Below are 19,196 nucleotides of genomic sequence, written 5' to 3' on the forward strand. Positions count from 1 at the left end.
CAAATCAGTGGGATTCCGAGCAAAGATCCGCGTCTCAAGGCGGCGAGTTCATGTCGTGCGATCGAGACTGTAAGCCTCCAGCGTCGCGATACGCTTACTTTCTCGGCGGTCCGGCAAGCCGCCGACAACGGCTTCATCGAGGCCTTCAAAAGCAGCTTTCGCGTCGAATGCCTCATGGCCACTGGTTCCGTTCCTTGCGGATGCTCAGGACAGAAGAGACATGGGCACATCGTTGGCGAGGGCGCAGCGCGTGGGCGGTCGGCGGTCGGATGCTGATTTTGCCGCACGACCACGTCCGCGCAACCAGCCCGCCATCGTGATCACGGGACAAAGCTCTACTGTTGGGTGGTCTAAAGTTCGGTCTCCTGAAAATCTCGAGATATAACTGCTGCCGTGCGGAACTCGTCGGTTGGGGTAAGCAAGAGGTCCGCACACGCTACCCGACCATTGCTGATCCCCAAGTACGGTGCTGATAGGTTCGAGGCGGTCGACGAGATGCTGGGCAGCGCCTCGTTGGCGAGAGAAGCTTTCTGGCGGTACGCCACGACCAGGATGTGCATCTGAGGCTAATGGACGACCACATCCATCTGCAGCCAGCTAAACTCAGCCGAGGCCTTTTCGATGGGGGCGGGAAGCAGCCTCTTTACTCGGATGATGCTTTCCCCTGTCTCGGAGCCGAGGCCCCTGATCGATGCCAATCATGTAAGACGCAACGGCAAGAACACCGTAGGTGTTCTTCGCAGCTTTGGCGTTCGGAAAGATCAAAGGGCGATGGCTGTGCGGCTCAACGAGGAGCCGCACAGCGATGATCGCGCAGGTTAATCGGGCAGGGTAGCGCTCACCCGCGCCCCCGGGCACCGCGCCAAGCTCGCAAGACTCGCTTTAGCAAGCTATGATCCAATAAGACCTCCAATACCGGAGCTATGTGGACCGCTTCTGAGCGTGGGGGATTGTCCCTCGGCATCTACATTCTCGGCTGATGGATGAGCCAAACGTCATCGGGGCCTTCCGGCCCCAAGAGGGCTTTGTAACGCTCGCCGCGAATGTCGTAGTGTTTTACGGGCTGCACCTCGTTCGGCAAGAGGCCCCAGTGGCCGAGCTTCGAGCGCGTCGCGTCCGAAGCTTTTTGGGTGCCGTGCGAAAAATCTTCGGGAACGGCGAATGATGCAGCATAAAACTCGCGGGCCGCGGGGGGCGTCCCCACACCCCTGGAGGAGGACGCCGGAGCGGCTTGCCCCATCGACCGTCCAAGCCGCGATGATGAGGCTTGATTTGCTGGCTGCGCGCTGGGCTGCGGAACGTTTTCCGGTCGAAATCCCAGAGCAATGGCAGCGCCTGGCGGATTGAGTGGGGTGCTTCGCCTCATCGTTGCCGCGGGCACGAACAGCGCCGTGTAGCGGTCATTGTGAACGATAAAACTGTTGGGTCGGCTGTCCTGGCTCGGCGGGACGTTGCTACGACCAAACGCAGCGGACGCGTGCTGGCCGCCCTGCCGGAAACTGAAGGGAAGAACGTCCGATTCTGAATCCAGGGCTTGGCGATAACCCTCGGTTGGCTCAAGCGACCACGATGGTCCGGCGTTTCCCACCATCGCCGACAGCAGATCCTGATCGTAGCCTTCCGCAGGAACGACGAGCCGACCGCTGGCCTGAAACGGTGCGACGGCGTCTTCCATCAGCTCGCGAACGACCGAACTACCGGGCACGCTCAGCTGGCGTCCGATGGCATCCCCTTCCGTATGGCTTAGTGTTCTTTGCCTCTTCGCAGGGTTCAACTCCCCGGTGTAATCCTCACCCATGAGCGCCGCGTGACTTGAAGAGGAAGCGCTCCCGGTCAGCTCGTTCCGAGCCGGTTGGTAGCCGTCGCTCCAGTTGAACTGGAGAACAGCTTTTCCGCGGTCCGGTCCCTGGTGATCGCGCGCGGTTGGGAGAGACAATGTTAGGATGGGTTCGTCCATCATCCCTCGCAGCGGGTCCTGATCGTGGCCCTCCGCAGGCAGCTCTATCGGCCAAGTCCAAGCTTCCCGCGGCGCGCTGTGCTGGGCAGCGGTGTCCCCGAGGTGTCTGGTGACAGCGTCTTCGGGATGAGGACCGTGGGCCCCCTGGTGCCCAAGTTCCAAAGCCTCGATGAGCCTACGCTCTTCCTCAGACAGAGGAAGATAGTAGCGATCTGAAGAAGAAGGAAGCTCTGGAACGGCAGGGGAATCAAGCTGCGGCACTTCATCCAAGTACGGCTCAAACTCCGCTTGCTGCTGTTGCGGTTGTGACACTGCGGCCTGGTCACGGTCGAATGGGTTGATGCGGTTAAATGGGTCCATGTCAACTCCCCGGGTTTGAGTCGGTTGGCGATGCCCCGCCGATAGCGACGCTCTGTCTCGCTCTATTAGAACCAGCTGTCGACAAGCTGACGCGCTTAGATACTTACCGGACTGTGATCTCAGATCAGTCATTTCGCCGCTCCTGACCGCGACTGATGAGGACGCCGAGCGGGCGGTATACTTTGCGTGTTCGGGACGAGCTCAACGGCGTCGGCACTCCGACACGCCACGACCTCGGCAATTGATTGCGGCTCTTCGCCAACCCAACTTCGACGCCAGCTCGATCAGCTTTCACCATAAATCTTACGGTTTGTGGCGACAACGGTTCCTTGGCTCGCACGCTCCGTTGCCGCACCGCGCCGGATGCTCTCGATCGGATTGTAGTTCTCAGCTGGCGCTGGTGCTCGGCAGGAAGGTCATAGAAAACCGATAGGCCTAGATTGGCGATCCTTATCAGGTAATCAACGTCGCGCGCATGTTTGGCGCGGCTCTCGGCGAAGGTATCAAGTGCATGCTCCGCGACCGCCCGGCTCGGCGCTATTGAGATCCTGCATGGCCTTCTTCTTGCCGCTCCGAACCAGCTCGGGATATCTTTGAGCACGTTGACGGCCTTTTGCTGCCAGCTCTCGTATTCGCCCTTTGATTTGTCATTCAAGCCAGAAATCACCGAAGGCGAAAGGTTCGTTGCATGCTTTCCAGCAGGGCCGAGAGCGCCTCCTGGATCGCGTGTCGACGTAGCGCCAGCTAAGGGCGGGCAGCAGGGGATCGAGGCTCCTGCTCCACGCCCACTCGGACTGGCAAAATCACCGAGGTGGAGCGGATCCAAGGGGCGAGCTGCTCGCACGCCGGTCCTCACATTGGGCCTAGAAACCTCGATCGCGCCGATATGCTTTGCGCGTGCGCGCCGATAGCCGTGCCTTCACGGCCCGGCGCGACATCCGCGGCGGCTTCGGTTCGCCCGGCGTCTCCGGACTGCAGCAGTTCCGTCTCGACGGCCCGGACGAACAGATCACGCGTTATGTTGCAGGAGTTTGTAGCAGTGATGATCAACCGCAGACGGCTGACCGAAGGGCAGGATGTTAATCGTCTCCTTCGGCCCGCATCGGCTCCCTGGAGAAGTTCTCGCAGGTTCGCCATCCGCCTGGGTACGCTGCCTCTCTGAGCGCGTCACCAGCCATCCCGTGTAGCTGCCGCTCTCCTTGTATTCACCCGGTCCCATTCAAGACCCTATGTACAGAACCCGACAGCATTGCAATTGAGTCGATCTGAATCGCAAAGAGATGCTTGCCTGAACCAAGCTCGCGAGTCCTGGCATGTCGATTGCTAGGAAGTGCCTGATACATCATGCCACTAACTAGACGCAAAGGCCAAGACAGATCCAACTTGCCGTCGAAACCAATTCTCTAGCAGACAAGCGGCGCTGTTAACTGCCGCTCCGCCAAGGGAGCCCGGTCATGCTGATCGACACATCGAAAATCTTCGACTCCATTCGCATCAACAAGAAGGAATCGCAGGAGCGCCAGACCGCGGCGCTGTGCGAATGGCCCGGTTGCCAGAACAAAGCGACCCATCCGGCGCCCAAGGGCCGCGGCAATGCCCGTGAATATTGGCACTTCTGCATCGATCATGTTCGCGAATACAATCAGTCCTACGATTTCTTCTCGGGGATGGACGCGGAAGCGGTCGCGCGCTACCAGAACGACGCGCTGACCGGCCATCGTCCGACCTGGAAGATGGGCGAGAACATCAGCGCCCGCAAAATGGCCGGCAGCGCGGCCGGTTTCGAGGACGACTGGCATGCCCTCTGCACGCTCCTCGAGCTGAACGGACGCGCCGGTGTCCGCCCCCGCTTGGAGGCCAAGCCTGAGGCGCGCAAGATTTTGAATGCCGAGCGGAAAGCGTTGCAGGTGATGGGCCTGAATGCCAATGCGACGCTCGGCGACATCAAGGCGAAGTACAAGGCGATGGTCAAGCAGCACCATCCCGATGCCAATGGCGGCGACCGCTCTACGGAGGATCGCCTGGTCGAGATCATCAAGGCCTACCATTATCTGAAGACCATGGTGCGCGAGACCTAGCCCGGACATAACTTGAACGGCCTCACCCCACACGCCGCGACGTAGCCCTATCGTGTGAAGGCTGCATCCGAGCTGGTGTGTAATCGGCTTCAGACCCCCACGCCTACGCCCGAGAGGCGAAGCATCTCCGTCACGTTAGCCTGAGTCTTTATCAACAGCGAGCCCCGGATCAATCAACGACGAGCCTTTGATTCTTTCCTCCTTCATTTGCTTTCTTCTCGGCTTTGCAAGGAGGGGGCAAGTCCTCACGAGGCCTCCTGAAGGGGCAGTTCGCAAAGGGCGCCACAGCAAACGCCGAAAGCTCAGCTCCTCGTCTGCTCAAAGACTCCGCAAGACTAAACTGCCGCTCCGCTGCTCGACTTCAAGAACGGAAAGCCCCTTGCTGGAGTTGGCTTGCGCCTTAGGACCACACTCACAGGCAGCGCCCATCCGCGTTCCGCATTAATTCAGGTGAGGCAACCGGCCTTTAATCACGCTCTTGATCCATATCAATTCGAGGTCGCGCCTGAGACGTTGTCGCATGTTTGGCGTATGTCGCATCCGCTCCAAACATCTCAGACCAGGCCGTGTTTGTCTGAGTGCCTCTCTCTTAAGGGCCATTTTGCCAAATCGGAAAGTGGTACGAGAATTGCTGTGCCCACCATGCTGGTTCTTGGAAGTCCTGATGATCGCATGCACGCTGTCGTCCTTATCAAGCAGCTGGTTGTCAATGTCCGCGAGCGGCGGCCCAACATGCGCAAGCGCCTGAGAGGGGCTGCACCGGTCCGTGACCTGAGGTGTGCCGAGCTGCGCGAAGAATTCCGTGCCGAGCGCACTTCTTTACCTCGCCGCTCGAGACGCTGGTATGTTCTTACGAGAAGTGCTGACCTTGTCCGCTGCAACGGTTGCATCATTTGCCAGTCATTCTTTCGAGAGTCTGGATACGCACGCGACGATTCGGCGGCTCGGATAGTAATCCGACCGCTCGGCAACGAACGAAGTCAGCTCCGCGTTGGCTCAAACCTACGGGCGGTCCGCGCCGGTTTGCTCCACCTATCTGATCGGTGCGCACCTAGACCGGGTCAAACACCTCGGGCCCGGCGCTTTCCTTCGCGCGGGCGTCCAGCTGCAACAAGCAGAGCCAACATTTGTGTAAGTAAAATGGAAATAGAAATGGATGACCAATCGCACGGCGAAATGCCACTATCTTCAAGCATACGGGAAAGCCGCGGGCCAGACCTATTCAGCTTCGTCGAATGCGCTACACAGACAAGATCAATCAAAGCGCTGTTCGAGCTTCTTGTGAATTGCGCGAGCCATGAAGGATTTAATAAGGTCGCGTACGGAGCACTCACCTGCTCGAATGAGCGTCGTCTGCTGGACTATCTGCCGCCACCGCCAACCATAAACTTCCCGTCTGATTGGTGCCAACGCTATGCTGAGCAAGAGTATCGAGCGATCGACCCGGTAGTCCGGCGGACAGCAATGCTGCCAAGACCCTTTCTTTGGGATGAACTAACCCGTCGATATGAACTGCAGCCCCGTGAGCTGCGCGTCTTACGCGAGGCCAGAGAAGCAGGTCTTAAGCATGGCATAAGCGTGCCATTGTTTGGATCGCAAGGCCGATTGGCGTTCGTATCGTTTGCATCTCCCTTCGATGATGCCAATCCACAGGATCGCATGGCTCATCTCACGACATTGGCGTCGGCGTTTCACAACGCTGTCGCGCAGATTACACCACCACTTGATGAAGATTGCGAGACAGACATTCCGCTAACCGAACGAGAAACGGAGTGCCTATACTGGGTCGCAGAAGGAAAGTCAGCCTGGGTCATCGGGCGACTTGTGGACGTTAGCGAGAATACCGTCAACTTTCACATGAAGAACGTCGTCAGAAAGCTAGGGGCGGCGAACCGAACAAATGCTGTACACAAAGCAACCCGACGCCGCATCATTTAACTCCGCGCCCGTTTGAAGGCACGATCAAAGGCCCCGTCTTCGGGCGGGCTCTTCCGTTCTTGCCGCGGATCGGGACAATCGATCTCTAGTGGCTTCGACGATGTACTTCAACGGAAGCGGTTCAAACCAGATAGCTGGGCAGGGAAGCGCATCAGGCGCGCCTATGCGCTGTCCCTCAACAGAGGCCGGTGTGGACTTGGGGCGTCGTCGTTGCATGCAAATCTCGTTGCGCCAGACTCAATCCGCCTCTCAAGCGATCTCATGTTGCTAAACAAGCTACTGAACGAGATGGCGGAAGACGCTGACATCATCTTCATTCTCTCCAGCAACCGTCCCGAGGCGATCGAGGCGCGCCAGCCGTCCCGGCCTTATCGATCAGGCAATCGAGGTGCCGCTGCCTGATGCAATTCGCCGAGGCAAGGTGGTTCGCGCTATGGCAGCGGCTTGCCGGTGGACGAAGCCATGGTCGCCGAAGCCGTGCGCTTCACCGCGGAGAGCGCCGCCTTACAATTGTGGCGCGATTTCCATCAGCGTGAAGCCACCTGCTCGTTCAGCGAGGTCAATCGCCTATCTAGGCATTGTGGTAAGGGTTCTCCAGCCATCGACCTTGCCGCATGTTGATCTGGCAGGAGGTGAGCAGGCCAGGACAATATTGTCCGTGGCGGCCGCTGATCGCAAACTGTCTTGATGTTGATCCGTCGCTTGAACTCCTCGTGCGGCCGCTCAATGGTGTTAGTAACCGGTATGAGATCTGCCGGTGCCAACGTTCCGCTGCGGTGTTCTGCAGCGTGGTGTATGGTGCTACCATCGGCACAGAGGCAGCGGGAGCACGAATTGCGGCTCCGGCGATACAGGAAATGAGCCGGGAGTTCGAGTTGGGAGCTGGCCACCTCTGCGACTCACTGCGTTGTAGCAAGAGCGCTAACTCGCAGTTGGCATCTCGCCGCAGCTCAGATGCCGATGAGACGAGTGATTGGACTCGGTATCCAGCGAAGCTTCGGAGGGATGTTTGGCGTGGCGGCAGGGTCCGCCGGCAGCACTGATGTGACGCTGAGTGCGTCAAAGGCTGGGAAGACTCTGCGGGCCCGCGATGAGGTGGTGCTCGAGGTCATGGGCAACAGCATGGCGCTCTACGCGCATGCGGACGCCTTTCGCCCCGTGTGATTGTCGGCAGTCTGCTGCTAGCGAAGCAACTCGCGCAGGCTCTCGACAACCGACAAGATCGTCCTGGTCACGCCGGCCAATTTGGAGGAGGAGGCATTCTTCCCAGATTCGGATGCGTGAGAGGCCCAGAAGCGACAACGCGAATACTTTGGGACCTTCGCCAGGATAAGCCGAAGCCCAGGCACAATAGTGTCCGCTGTTCGATCTTCCGCCGAGGCCTCAGCAACTTGAGGAAGGGACTTGTTTTCGACGCACATGGGGAAGGCGCTGCGCTAACAAGCGGCGGGCTTTAGGCAGCCAAACGCGACGACCACCTCGCGATCTCTTTTGGCGCAAGGCCGATCTGGCGGCCAGTTCAACCCGCCGCCTCAACTGTTTTGACTGCCAGCCTTAGTGCCAATCGGTTTGGGTAACGTTCTTCCATGATTGGCTTCAAAGTTCGCGCCAATTCCGAGCGTGCAGCAAGGCTCTATGTTAATGGACTGTCGGAGTGACGGGCAGGGACCGATGAAGCCCAGCGCACCTATGGCCGGAGGTCCTACGGGATGGTGTAGGATCGCGGATACCCTCAGAAGTCACCGAAACTACCGCGGACTGCCAAGTCGTTCACAGGAGTGTCGCCACAGTGAAACTGTCCTGTTGGTTCATGTCCTCGGGTCAAAGTGCCAGGTCCTAGTCTCTAGTTCTGTAGCCTCACGGACAACGGAACTTAACGAAGGAGTTTCGCAAGTGTTTCGGTGTCCAGCTGTGGGCTGCCTTCATCAAAAATCTCACCTCGCATCTGCGTTTGCGCGACATCAAAGCGGGTGGATCAGCTCTTGACTAGATGAGCAAGACGCGGGCCAACTTCAGTAACGGTTCTTGCTTCATGGCGCTTACGCAGAGATTAGAGTTCCGGCAATCGCAGTCGCTGGTCATGACGCCGCAGCTGATGCAGGCGATCAAGCTGCTGCAATTGTCCAATCTCGACGTCATGACCTTCGTGGAGGAGGAGCTCGAGTGCAATCCGCTGCTCGAACGAGCCAATGACGATGTAGCTGGCGCCGAAGCCCCGACCGAAGTCGATCAGGTCAGCGGCGAACAGCTGGCCGAGGCAACCGCCCGAAACGCCCAGGATGCGGCGCCGACCACCTATACCGAATGGGGCGGCGGCGCCTCCGGTGACGAAGACTACAATCTCGAAGCTTTTGTCGCGGCCGAGACAACCTTGTCGGACCATCTCGCCGAGCAGCTCTCGGTGGCCTTCACCGCGCCCGCGCAGCGCATGATCGGCCAGTACCTGATCGACCTCGTCGACGAGGCCGGCTATCTGCCGCCCGACCTCGGCCAGGCCGCAGAGCGTCTGGGCGCGTCGCAGGCCGAGGTGGAAAACGTCCTCGCCGTGCTCCAGAAATTCGATCCGCCCGGCGTCTGCGCGCGCTCTCTGAGCGAGTGCCTGGCGATCCAGCTGCGCGAGCTCGACCGCTACGACCCCGCGATGCAGGCGCTGGTCGAGCATCTCGATCTGCTCGCCAAGCGCGATGTCGCCGCTCTTCGCAAGATCTGCGGCGTCGACGACGAGGACATCGCCGACATGATCGGCGAGATCCGCCGCCTCAATCCCAAGCCCGGCATGAAGTTCGGCTCGGCGCGCCTGCAGACCATGGTGCCCGATGTCTATGTCCGTCCAGGTCCCGACGGCGGCTGGCATGTCGAGCTCAACAGCGACACCTTGCCGCGCGTGCTGGTGAACCAGACCTACTATTCCGAGCTGTCGAAGAAGGTCGGCAAGGACGGCGACAAGTCCTACTTCACCGATGCGCTGCAGAACGCGACCTGGCTCGTGCGCGCGCTCGACCAGCGCGCCCGCACCATCCTGAAAGTGGCGACCGAGATCGTGCGCCAGCAGGACGGGTTCTTCACCCATGGCGTCGCGCATTTGCGGCCGCTCAATCTGAAGGCCGTCGCCGACGCCATCCAGATGCATGAATCCACGGTGTCGCGCGTCACCGCCAACAAATACATGGCGACCAACCGCGGCACGTTCGAGCTGAAATATTTCTTCACGGCCTCGATCGCCTCGGCCGACGGCGGCGAAGCGCATTCGGCGGAAGCGGTGCGTCACCACATCAAGCAGCTGATCGATTCGGAGGAGCCCTCCGCGATCCTGTCGGACGACACCATCGTGGAACGCTTGCGCGCCTCGGGCATTGATATTGCCCGCCGCACGGTCGCGAAGTACCGCGAAGCCATGCGCATACCCTCCTCGGTGCAACGCCGCCGCGACAAGCAGTGGTCAACGATCGACGTTCCAGGTTCACTTGGTGAGTGACAGGGATCTCTTGGCCGCATCTCAACCAGATGGTCTGTGCGTTGCACTTTTTCGACGGCGTGACGCTCGGCCACAGTGAGATTCCCGGGCGCATCGCCTACGCCCGAGAGCCTCGCAAGCTGCCGATCGTGCTGATTGCCGAGGAGATGGTGAGTTTTCTGAAAGGCAATCCTGAGCCTAAGGAGCCGCATAGCGCCGGCGAGGTCTATGCCGCAGGATCAAGCGTGTCGGAAGTGGCTTTCCTCGCGATGCCGGATATCGACAGACAGAGCGGATGGTAATCCGGGTCGCGCGGGCAAAGCCGGCAGGGACGTTATGCTCTCGCGCGACTTCTTAACATTCTAGTCTAAGGGCCTTTTGGCGGCTAACCCGACCGGCACGCAGGCTATTTGCCGACCCGGACAGCTAGCGCCCGCTTGATTCGGCCGTTCTGTACGCTGCGTGCCGCTCGGCCCAAATCGCAGCGGATCTGAACAAACGCGTGACGGTGCACACAGTGCGACAGAGTTTTGCGACCCATCTTCTAGAGTGGCGCCGGCATTCGTGTAATCCATTGTTGATGCGGTCTGCGCCCCAATCGGCCAGACACTTGACGCCTTCTATGCTTTGACCGTCGCATGAGCCAGCCGACCCGGCACCGGATCTCGCAGGTCGTTGGGAAGCCAAATTCCGTGTCCACGTCCTGAGCGGCAATCGGGCTCTGGGCTAGGCGAGGGGCGGCGTCATCCGAAGCCTCCAAAGGCTCGAGGGCGATCCAAGCGAAGTCGGCGTCGACGTCCTCGCGGCGATGGTGCGCGCCGCCGACAGAGAGATGAATCGGCTCGGCGGAAGATCCAACGTAGCCACGCCGACGTACAGGTCGACGAGCAACGCCTTGCTCATAGAGTCTTGAGATACTCGATAAGCGCTCGCCGTTCGGCGTCGGTCAATTCTGGTCCGATCACGCCCGGCGGCAACCTCCTTAAGTCGGTTTCCTTGCCCTCGAAGGAATGCCCACGATTGCTATTCCCCAGCAGAGACACATCGAAGTTCGTCAAGCCGGGCGCACAGCTGTCGGCCGACTGTGCTTTCGTAAGAAGTCCGACATTGACCGGGTCGAACGCACGGCTGCCGACGCAAAACGACGTTGGCCGCTCGCCCTGCGGTACCAACATGTCTCTCAGCGTCGGAACGGACCCGTTGTGCAGATAAGGAGCTGTCGCCCACACACCGTCCAACGGACGCGCCCGGTACTGAGGTTCAAGGGCGAGAACAACTTCGTCCTTGCCGTTGCGGCTTGCACGCGCCCCGACATAGACCCGCTGGTTTTGGCAGTTCTTTCTCGGCCCCCACATTTGACGCTTGGTTTCTTCAGAAGTGCCGTTCGCAATCATCCATTGGTCAATCGTCTTGCCGACCACGTCCATAAGTGCGAGTACAAACAGAGGATCTGTCCCTTTATCTGCCGGAAGGCCACAACCTCCGGCTTTGTTGAGGTCATCTGCAGGATTTAATCCGAGTGATTCGGGTAGGTGAACGCGCCGCGTCGTGAGGACGCTGGATTGTTGGGGGTCTGTGCCGATCGCTGTGACCGGCATCTGGACCACGTTGAAATAATGCCGTCCGCCGATCTCCAACCAATTCTTCTCGTTCTTGGCTGAGCGATCGGGGTTCTCTGGGCTCCAGAACGAATCTTCCGGCCACTTCTTGTCGAAGGCAGTATCGTTGACCGGGCCCCGGTGACATTCAAAGCAGTGAGTGCGATAAAGATCGCGACCTTGTTCTACGAGCTTTTCATCAATCGCCCAGGCCGGGTCACCGCGGAGCTTCTCCTGCGCGTCCTTCCATCGGGGGGCCACGAGACCGGTAAATTTTCTGCGGCCTGCATCGCCCGCCGAAAACGGATCAGCGCCGCGAAGAAGCTCTTCGAACCGTGCGACTTCGGATAGATGTATCGACGAGGCAAAAAGCGGCCGTCCGGGCGCGGCCGCTGTCATATTGATTTTCGCGCTGACACCGAGCGCCTCGCCGGAATTGCGAACAAGTTCGTTGAGAACAGAGGCGTCATACTGTGCCCAAAGGAAATACGGCGTGCCCCAGATTGGCGGAAAGCTCACGGGCGCATCGTGCCGCGCGAAATTGCCCTTGAGGAGTGGGTCCCGGTGTTCGCCAGTCACGGGATCAAGTAGGTTCGTATAGAAAACCTGGTTCCCGATCCGGTTCAGCGCATCAAGTCGACCGAACCCTTCGTCGAGATCCGCCACTCCCTGTCCCGTCAAAAGTCTGTCGGTCGCTGCCTTTTGATTCTTGATCTTTTGAAGTGCAAGCTCCAGATCGCCTCGAATCTGCTTTCGATCGACGCTTTGCCCTTTGATCCGCTCCAGCTTGCTGGCGAAACGCTCAAATCGCCATGGCAACATCAGCGTGTAGCCGATCGATAGCCCGATGACTCTTTCAACTTCGCCGAGATTGACCATCGCCGGCCCACCGTCGAACCGTATGCTGACATTCTTGTATTCGAGATGCCCCGTATGACAGGCGGCGCAGGTTAGTCCGATCTGATCTTCATATGGGGCGCCCGTCGTCGGATCGACACCGCCCTTGAGGATGGCAAAACCGACCGGCAAAGCGTTCGGATTGTCGGGCACGCTTGGAGCCCAACCGGGGGTCGCGGTACCCCCATTCAGTGCATCGTCGTGATAACCATATGAGGGCGCATTACCGGCAAAGCCCTTTGAGCTAGGACTCGGGATGAAGCCCAGGCGGCGCAGATAGTCCTCGTCGCTCAAGCTCGTGTAAGAGAAGGACAGCTCCGGGCGTTCCAGGGCCAAGAACCACTGATAGGGGACAGGAATGGTCGCTGTCCCCTGGGACGTGTGGTGAAACCAGTAACGCTGACGGGAGCTCCAGTTTTGCGGCAGCCAATAAGCGCTTTCGATTTTTGATGGCTCCGGCAGGGTCGCAGGCAATAATTGAGCGACCAGATTTGCGTCGTTCTTGATTTTAAGGGCTGCATCGCGAACCTTCTCCGGCGCGAAATACACCAGGCCGGCCGCCACGATCACGACGATTGCGATTGCCAACAACAGGCTGGTGATATGAGGCCAGCGCGTCACCCAGGAATAAAGACGAGAGCCAAAAGAAGGTCTCCCCATAGCAAGTACCCCATTAATTTTTCGTGCGTCAAGCCGAGCCGGCAGACTGCCGCAAACGGCCACGGCTTCTGTCACTTGTTCAGCAGTCGGCTATTGATGAAGGCGACCACGTCGGTCGTCTCGGCTGCCGTGCGCCGGGTTATTGTCGCCGCCGCTGGGCCCCCTTGTAAGAACGACGGGAACCAACCGAAATTGCGAACATTCCAATCTTCTTTCGGCCAGACCGCGCGGTTCACGCCAAGCACTGCGAAGTTTGCAATTTTCCTGGCGAGTGGCTGCGCTGTCTCGGTGTGACAGCTGACGCAATCGGTATTGAAGAAGTGGCTCTTGTTCGGATCGGCAATGGTATTGACGATCTCGATGATTCGGCTGTTGGGCACGTTGCCATCGAGAAACTCGGAGGTCGAAACACCCTTGCGATCAGCGGCGGGCAAGGGCGGATTTTGCAACGCCGCGTGTCGACAGGTGATCGGATTGTGATTGTTCGTACCCGGTTGCGGGACGACGTGTTTTCCGCCGATGATGCTGAACATCTGTGCTGCGTGCAGGCCATCAAGCGTCGGGCCGGGCACAGGTATCAGGCCTGCTTGCGGGACCCTTAACATCGATACGAAAATCCAGGGCTCGGGCGGTGCGATGCCCATCACTGCCATGGTGTTGAGGCGCTGAGGCGAGAGATGCTTCTCAAGCAAGGTCTTGAGCGCATCGCGAAAAGCCTTGGCCGATGCTCCTACAAGACCGGGATGCACATTCAGATCACCGGCAGTCAAGACTTTGACTTTACCAAAATGTCCGGCTGCAAGCTGATCGCGCAAGGTCGCGACGTCACGAACGATCGCCTTGAAGGCTTGGTCGTCCGGTTTGAACCGCGGGAACGGCGCGCAACCGTCCAGAGGCGGATCCGCCTCGAGAGTGAAACTGAAGATCAGGTGGCCGGCGGTGTCGTGAACCTTGAAGCCGTCCGGCCCATTGGTCACCGGCTGAATGATGAGGCGGATTTGCGGTTGTCGGCCGAATTGGGCGATGACATCCGGCGCCAATCCCGGCGCGCCCGGATCGATACGGATGCCAGCCACGAACCAGGCGTCGATCTTTTTCACGGCATCGGGCAACTGAATTTGACGTACACCCGAATCAGGCACGCCCGGACGCTCCGGATTTTCGGCGTTGGCTATAAAGCGCGCGAAATCCGCGTCGGAAAACAGCCGCTGGAGGGACCCCGAGGGACCGGCGAGATCGGACACTGCGATCAGATTGGCGAGGTCGCCCGCCGACTTCGGCGGAGGAAAGAGAATGGACACATCATTAGGCGCAAGCGGCTTTGATGCAGCTTGCGCCGGAGCCGTTGTGACGTCCAAAGCCGATGCGAACATCACTCCCGCCGCAAACAGTCGTGCAAGCCGCCGACGAAAAATCAATCTGCGCATTTCACCCCTCGCCACCATTGGAACCCCTCTGTAAGATCAAAAACTTCAAACATCAGCTGTCAAAAGCGGCGGTCCGCCGCTACTCTCTCGCTGCGGCAATGCGAGCGACGGGACTAAACTCCTCATTCCTCACCGTAGAATTGGCTTTGCAAGGTCTTGAGCTTCGTCGGATGCAACGCCTCCTCGATACAGCCGAGGAACATCTCACTTCTTGCATTGACCCGGGCGCTGTCGACCGGCGCATGTGCCATGTCCGCTTGCAACGCGCGTACGGCCGTCCAGTCGTTTGCACGATCCTTGAGCAACTCGAACAGTGTTCGGCGATTGTTGGGGGGAGATAATCGGTCGTCCCTATACCGGTGCAATCGGAAGTGGGCGAAAGTGACCTTGGCCGAGATCTTGGCATCCCTGAGCGCGTCGGGAAGCGTCAGCAGATCGAACCCGTCGAGCTCGCCCAGCTGCTGCATTTGATCCTGCGCTTCCTGATATTGCTCGCGGCCGACCAATTGATACATTCCCCGCGGGCGAAACAGCCAACCGTCATCCGTTCCGGGTTGATTGCCGAACAGATTGCCTTCGTAGCCAAGGACGAAGTTGGCCAATTCCTTGGGATGGTTGAGTAATGAACTAATGTCGACCGCGGCCTTGTTTGCGGCCGCAAGCTTTGCGTTATTCTGGTCGATGCGATCGCGCCATTTCTGTGGGAGTTGTGAAGCCGCGCTGTACGAGAAATTCTCGCTACTGCGCGTAAAGTCGGCGCTGTCGTAGGACACTGACCCAAGAATATAGGCCAGGATACGAGAATCCGTCTCCTCGACGCGATCCCATTCCTGCAACAAGGCCTTCACCTGCTCGGCCTGATAATAGGCCATGTAGCTCTTGCGATATGGCGGAACAGGTGGAGGAGCCGGTGAATGGTCCTTGCTCGATTCGGCCAACTGGTGCTCGTAGGCGGCGAGTTTTTCCTGATACTTCTCATAACCGCGCTTCTGCAGCCAATTGCTCTCATAGCAGGCAAGCAACGGCTGCGACTTGATCTTTGGAGATGGTTGATATTCCTTGGCTAGCTCGCCGGCGTAAGCAGCCCGTGCGAGCTTGGCGTCCTTAAGCGTTTCAAATGCGGACGGGACCGATCCATTCAGAAGATGGAATAACTTCACCTGCAGGCAATCAGCGTTGCTCTGCCTCTCGCGGGACTGATCGAAGTCGTCCTTTGGCACGCAATCCCAAAAGCGACCGCTGCTCAATGAGATGATATCCTCGGTCTTCTGGGACAACGTCCAGCCGAGTGGAAGGCTGTAAAACAGGCCTGTTATGTCCGTGCGCCCGAACGTCGGAAAGCGCTGCACACTTGGAGTTACCTCAGCCTCGGGCAGACGATCAATGCTTGTTGCATGATTGAGCGCGACATAGGTTCGGGAGGTTCGCGTGCTCAGAAGCGCGCGTACCGGCTCCATGAGCTCACCGAACATGAATGACCCATGATCCCCGAATTGTCCGCTCACGAGCGACAGCAGGTAAATCCTGAATTTCGGCGCATCGGAGGTGCCCTTGATGGCGTTAAGCTTCTCAATCAGGCCGAGCGCGGTCTCAATCCCAGAGTTTTCCACGTATCCGCCGTCCACCAGGCGCGCCTGCGGATGAGAGGTTATGCAGTCATTCTTGACCGAGACGGTCGCAGCCGGCGTCACCCACGGAAATCGCGCGCTCGTGAAAGCGGCTGTGCTGAGCGGAATACGAAGCGAGTGGCTCTTGACCGTTTGGTCAGCCCCAGTGCCCGCGCGTTCAAGCGCAGCAAGAACACACAGGTCCGTGTCTTTCGGATGCAGCGGATCGAAATCGAAGGGAGAGATCACAGCCCGTTTGCCGCTGCCGGCATCTGTCGTGTTGAACAACAGGGCCGGCATGTTGTTGCCGGGCGCCCAATGGGACTGATAGTCGGCTTTTAGCAGATTGGATTGATCGTCCCCGCCGTTGTGGCTGCCAAGCATTCTGTCACCGGCGTTCTCCAAGGTGTATTCGAGAAAGCGCGCGCGATCGAAGGCGGGGATCGCAAACGGTGAAAACATCTGAGTGAAATCAGTAAACAGAAAGCCGGCAACCAAAGGCGACAGAAAATCGGTCGCCAAGACGCTTGCTACGCGCTGCTCGACTGGCCCGGGAGCATCAATATCTTGGGCCCGCCCAACCCCTGCAAGGAAATCTGCGATTTTGGGGCATGTCTTTCCGTCGACGGCATTCGAATCAAGGGACGCATTTTCGGCGTGGAGCGCAGCGGCGAAGATTGCCGAACCGACGCTGCCCCCGGACACACCGCTTATCGCAAACAGATGTTGGCGAAATGCCGGGCAGAGATCCTGAAGCCGCGCAAGGAACCGCGCCGCATTATTGGCGGCATAGATCCCTCCGCCTTGAGCCGCCACAATGAAGACGGGATATTCGCCGAGCCTCTTGGCTTCCTCTACCCGCGGCTTCTGCAAAAGCCACTCGCGGAATGCGCCGCCAGCGGACATGCGCGCGTTCTCCGGCGGGCTGTTTTCTTCAGAGGCGGTACGCAGTTCGTGGTTGTCACCTCCGAATAAGGAGGCAAGCAGAAACAAGCCGCCAAAGACAGCCGGAATAAACGGAAACGCAAATCTGATCGTCAAGAGCGCAAAATGGACTGTCAGACCAATGACGCAAACCGCAAAGAGAGCGATCACGCCGAACGATCCAAGAAATTGTGCGAGCCTATCCGGCAGCAGGATGAATGCTGTTGTCAACAGCACGATGCCGCCAATCGAGAGCGCGAGAAACCTGTAGCGAATGAAGTAGGCGTTGTTGGCGCGGCTCGCGATATCAATCGAGCGATCTCTTGAACCTATTCGCCAAGTAAATGCCACGAAACAGGCGAGCATGATCAGCATGGCGATCGCGAGGATGAGCAGCACGTTCCGCTCAAACGCGAGCGCCTGGTCCTGAATGCGGAAGATACTGCCGACTTCCTCGACCTCTCCAATCTTTCGCGCCGGTCGCGAGACGAATTGGCCTGCTGTGGCGGCGACGATCGGCAGTGCTCCAAGCAGGACGGGCGCAAGTCTTATATAGAAGGCTAGGCGCCCCGAAGGCTTAGGGATTTGCGGCAGGGATGCAGTTGTGAGCTGAAACGCACTTGCCCAAACCGCGATGGCAATCACACCTAAGGCAGCGAACTCCTTGAACGTCACCCAACCAAGGTCGTCCGCGGCTATCCGATAGAGCTCCTGGATCTGATCTGGCAGGTAGAGCAATACTGAGATAGCTGCAGACAGAGCAATTATCCATCGAAGATTGCGCAATAGTGTAAACAGCTGCTCGCGCACACTCATCGCGTCATCTCCCTCACATATTTATGGAGATTGCTGGCAAGTCACTGAAAGAGGCTCTGGTATTAGGCATTCGCGCCCACTCACGTTGAAATTGTTTAGCCCGTAGCGTACGGGCGACTTGAAAACCGATTGACTTTTAGGACACGCTCTTAGGTAGCGCGGCAAACATTGTGCACTTCCCTACAGGAGTGTGCCAGGTTTGTCGATATGTTCTGCGTGGCGATCAGAGAGTTTTCCTCCGATTGGCCTCTACTTCTTTGCATCGTTGCGCAAATGATTGCCGACGTATGACTCCCCTTGAGAAGGCTGGCAATGCCTGATCGCAGACGCTCAGTACGAACTGCGCCGTTGACTGTAGAAAAGGATACGCGCTTGCCAGGCACAGGTGCGAGATGGTCCGTGACGAAGCTCCTAGAATGGCCTTTGATTGCGCCGTCTTGCAGCGTGCAAACGAGACCGCGCGCGCTTGTTCATCGCGAGTCCAGGCTGAAACGATAAAAAACGGCGCCGCCGCTGGTCTACTCTAAGGAGATCTGAAGTCAGTCGGCGAAGTGCGTTGGGTTCGTGCCGCCCCCGTCGCTGAAGAATAACAGCGATTCCAGGAGCGATGCTCTCGGGACAGAGAATGGGCCGCTGAAACCGTTCCTCGTATGGGCGGCGATCCACACTCAGAATAATTCTTTATGCCCCTTACATCTGCAAACCTAGTTGGCTACCTGCGGGCGGAATTTTCGAAGAGTGCCAAATACCGACTTTGGCTCTTCCTCTTGCAATTGCTCGCGGCTGTGCCGGCAGCAATCGCTGTTTTGATCCCGGATCATTATGGTGATTTGCTTTATGCGCTGGCGTTCTTCAGCATCGCGCTCTCGGCCTTGTGGTGGTTTGTCAACACCCAGTATACGCGAATCAGGGGAGCCGGGCAGGCGGCCCTGAGGGGAGCTCTGCTGTTGGGCGGTTTGAACGAAACACTTTCCCCAAGTGAAGCCCAGGCCCTGCACGAGCGCTTTACCGTAAAAGATAGCGAAGCGGAAAGGTGTGAGAAGGCCGATTATTACACGACCAAACTAGAGCCCGATCCAGCGAGGCTAGGACAAATGTTGGAAGAATCCGCCTTCTACAGCGAGCGCCTTCAGCGGATGAGTGCGAAGGTAATGCTGGCGGTTCTGGTCGGGTTTGCAATCATTTCAGCGATGATTGCCTTCGGCGTAACTCCATATGTGGGGCGCGACGTAGGCCAAAGTATCACGCGGGTCTTCTTGGCCCTGGTTGTTTTCGCGATGTCTGCCGACGTTTTCGGGGCGTATCGTGCCCATCGAGAAGCTGCCAAAGAAATCAGAGATATCCGGCTGCGCTTGATCGCGGCGGACGCTCACTATCCTCAGGCGGATGTATTGCTAGCGTTCGCCGACTATCACAGCGCGGTGGAGGCGGCTCCTTGAGATCGTTCCATACGCCTATTCATTGCAAGCCGATCAGTTGA

The 19,196-nt window shown here is 58.5% G+C and carries 10 protein-coding genes; 6 read left to right on the forward strand and 4 right to left on the reverse strand.

The genetic code is table 11. The features are described 5' to 3' along the window. Positions 1 to 964 precede the first annotated feature (964 nt). Positions 965 to 2,317, reverse strand: a complete 1,353-nt coding sequence (locus ACNJYD_RS08400) for a hypothetical protein (RefSeq protein ID WP_439365943.1) — start codon at positions 2,315 to 2,317, stop codon at positions 965 to 967. Between the two features lie 1,454 nt (positions 2,318 to 3,771). On the opposite strand from ACNJYD_RS08400, the gene ACNJYD_RS08405 reads away from it, so the two are divergent. The 5 genes from ACNJYD_RS08405 (at position 3,772) to ACNJYD_RS08425 (ending at position 10,089) form a co-directional block, all read left to right on the forward strand. Continuing rightward, entirely contained in the window at positions 3,772 to 4,395 is a 624-nt protein-coding gene (locus ACNJYD_RS08405) for a J domain-containing protein (protein WP_439365944.1), read from the forward strand. A 1,152-nt stretch (positions 4,396 to 5,547) separates the two neighbouring features. Further along, positions 5,548 to 6,333: a helix-turn-helix transcriptional regulator gene (locus tag ACNJYD_RS08410; protein WP_439365945.1), complete on the forward strand. Its 786-nt coding sequence runs from the start codon at positions 5,548 to 5,550 to the stop codon at positions 6,331 to 6,333. Between the two features lie 462 nt (positions 6,334 to 6,795). After that, positions 6,796 to 6,954: a hypothetical protein gene (locus ACNJYD_RS08415; protein WP_439365946.1), complete on the forward strand. Its 159-nt coding sequence runs from the start codon at positions 6,796 to 6,798 to the stop codon at positions 6,952 to 6,954. A 1,411-nt stretch (positions 6,955 to 8,365) separates the two neighbouring features. After that, positions 8,366 to 9,808, forward strand: a complete 1,443-nt coding sequence (gene rpoN, locus ACNJYD_RS08420; protein ID WP_439365947.1) for an RNA polymerase factor sigma-54 — start codon at positions 8,366 to 8,368, stop codon at positions 9,806 to 9,808. 41 nt (positions 9,809 to 9,849) lie between these two features. Then, complete coding sequence (locus ACNJYD_RS08425; protein ID WP_439365948.1) at positions 9,850 to 10,089, forward strand: hypothetical protein; 240 nt, start codon at positions 9,850 to 9,852, stop codon at positions 10,087 to 10,089. A gap of 597 nt (positions 10,090 to 10,686) precedes the next feature. Here ACNJYD_RS08425 and ACNJYD_RS08430 read toward each other — a convergent pair. The 3 genes from ACNJYD_RS08430 to ACNJYD_RS08440 all read right to left on the reverse strand — a co-directional run bounded on the left by ACNJYD_RS08430 (position 10,687) and on the right by ACNJYD_RS08440 (position 17,716). After that, positions 10,687 to 13,017 carry a di-heme-cytochrome C peroxidase gene (locus ACNJYD_RS08430; protein WP_439365949.1) on the reverse strand — a complete coding sequence of 777 codons (2,331 nt, stop codon included), beginning with the start codon at positions 13,015 to 13,017 and terminating at the stop codon, positions 10,687 to 10,689. Next, complete coding sequence (locus tag ACNJYD_RS08435) at positions 13,014 to 14,369, reverse strand: hypothetical protein (protein ID WP_439365950.1); 1,356 nt, start codon at positions 14,367 to 14,369, stop codon at positions 13,014 to 13,016. Before ACNJYD_RS08435 ends, ACNJYD_RS08430 begins: the two co-directional genes overlap by 4 nt. 122 nt (positions 14,370 to 14,491) lie before the next feature. Beyond that, a complete protein-coding gene (locus ACNJYD_RS08440; protein WP_439365951.1) occupies positions 14,492 to 17,716 on the reverse strand; it encodes a hypothetical protein in 3,225 nt (1,074 codons plus the stop codon). A 683-nt stretch (positions 17,717 to 18,399) separates the two neighbouring features. Here ACNJYD_RS08440 and ACNJYD_RS08445 point away from each other — a divergent pair. Beyond that, on the forward strand, positions 18,400 to 19,155 hold the full coding sequence (locus ACNJYD_RS08445; RefSeq protein ID WP_439365952.1) for a hypothetical protein: 756 nt from the start codon (positions 18,400 to 18,402) through the stop codon (positions 19,153 to 19,155). The last annotated feature ends 41 nt before the right edge of the window (positions 19,156 to 19,196 follow it).

It is taken from the genome of Bradyrhizobium sp. SPXBL-02 (genome assembly GCF_051853065.1).
Lineage (GTDB): Bacteria > Pseudomonadota > Alphaproteobacteria > Rhizobiales > Xanthobacteraceae > Bradyrhizobium.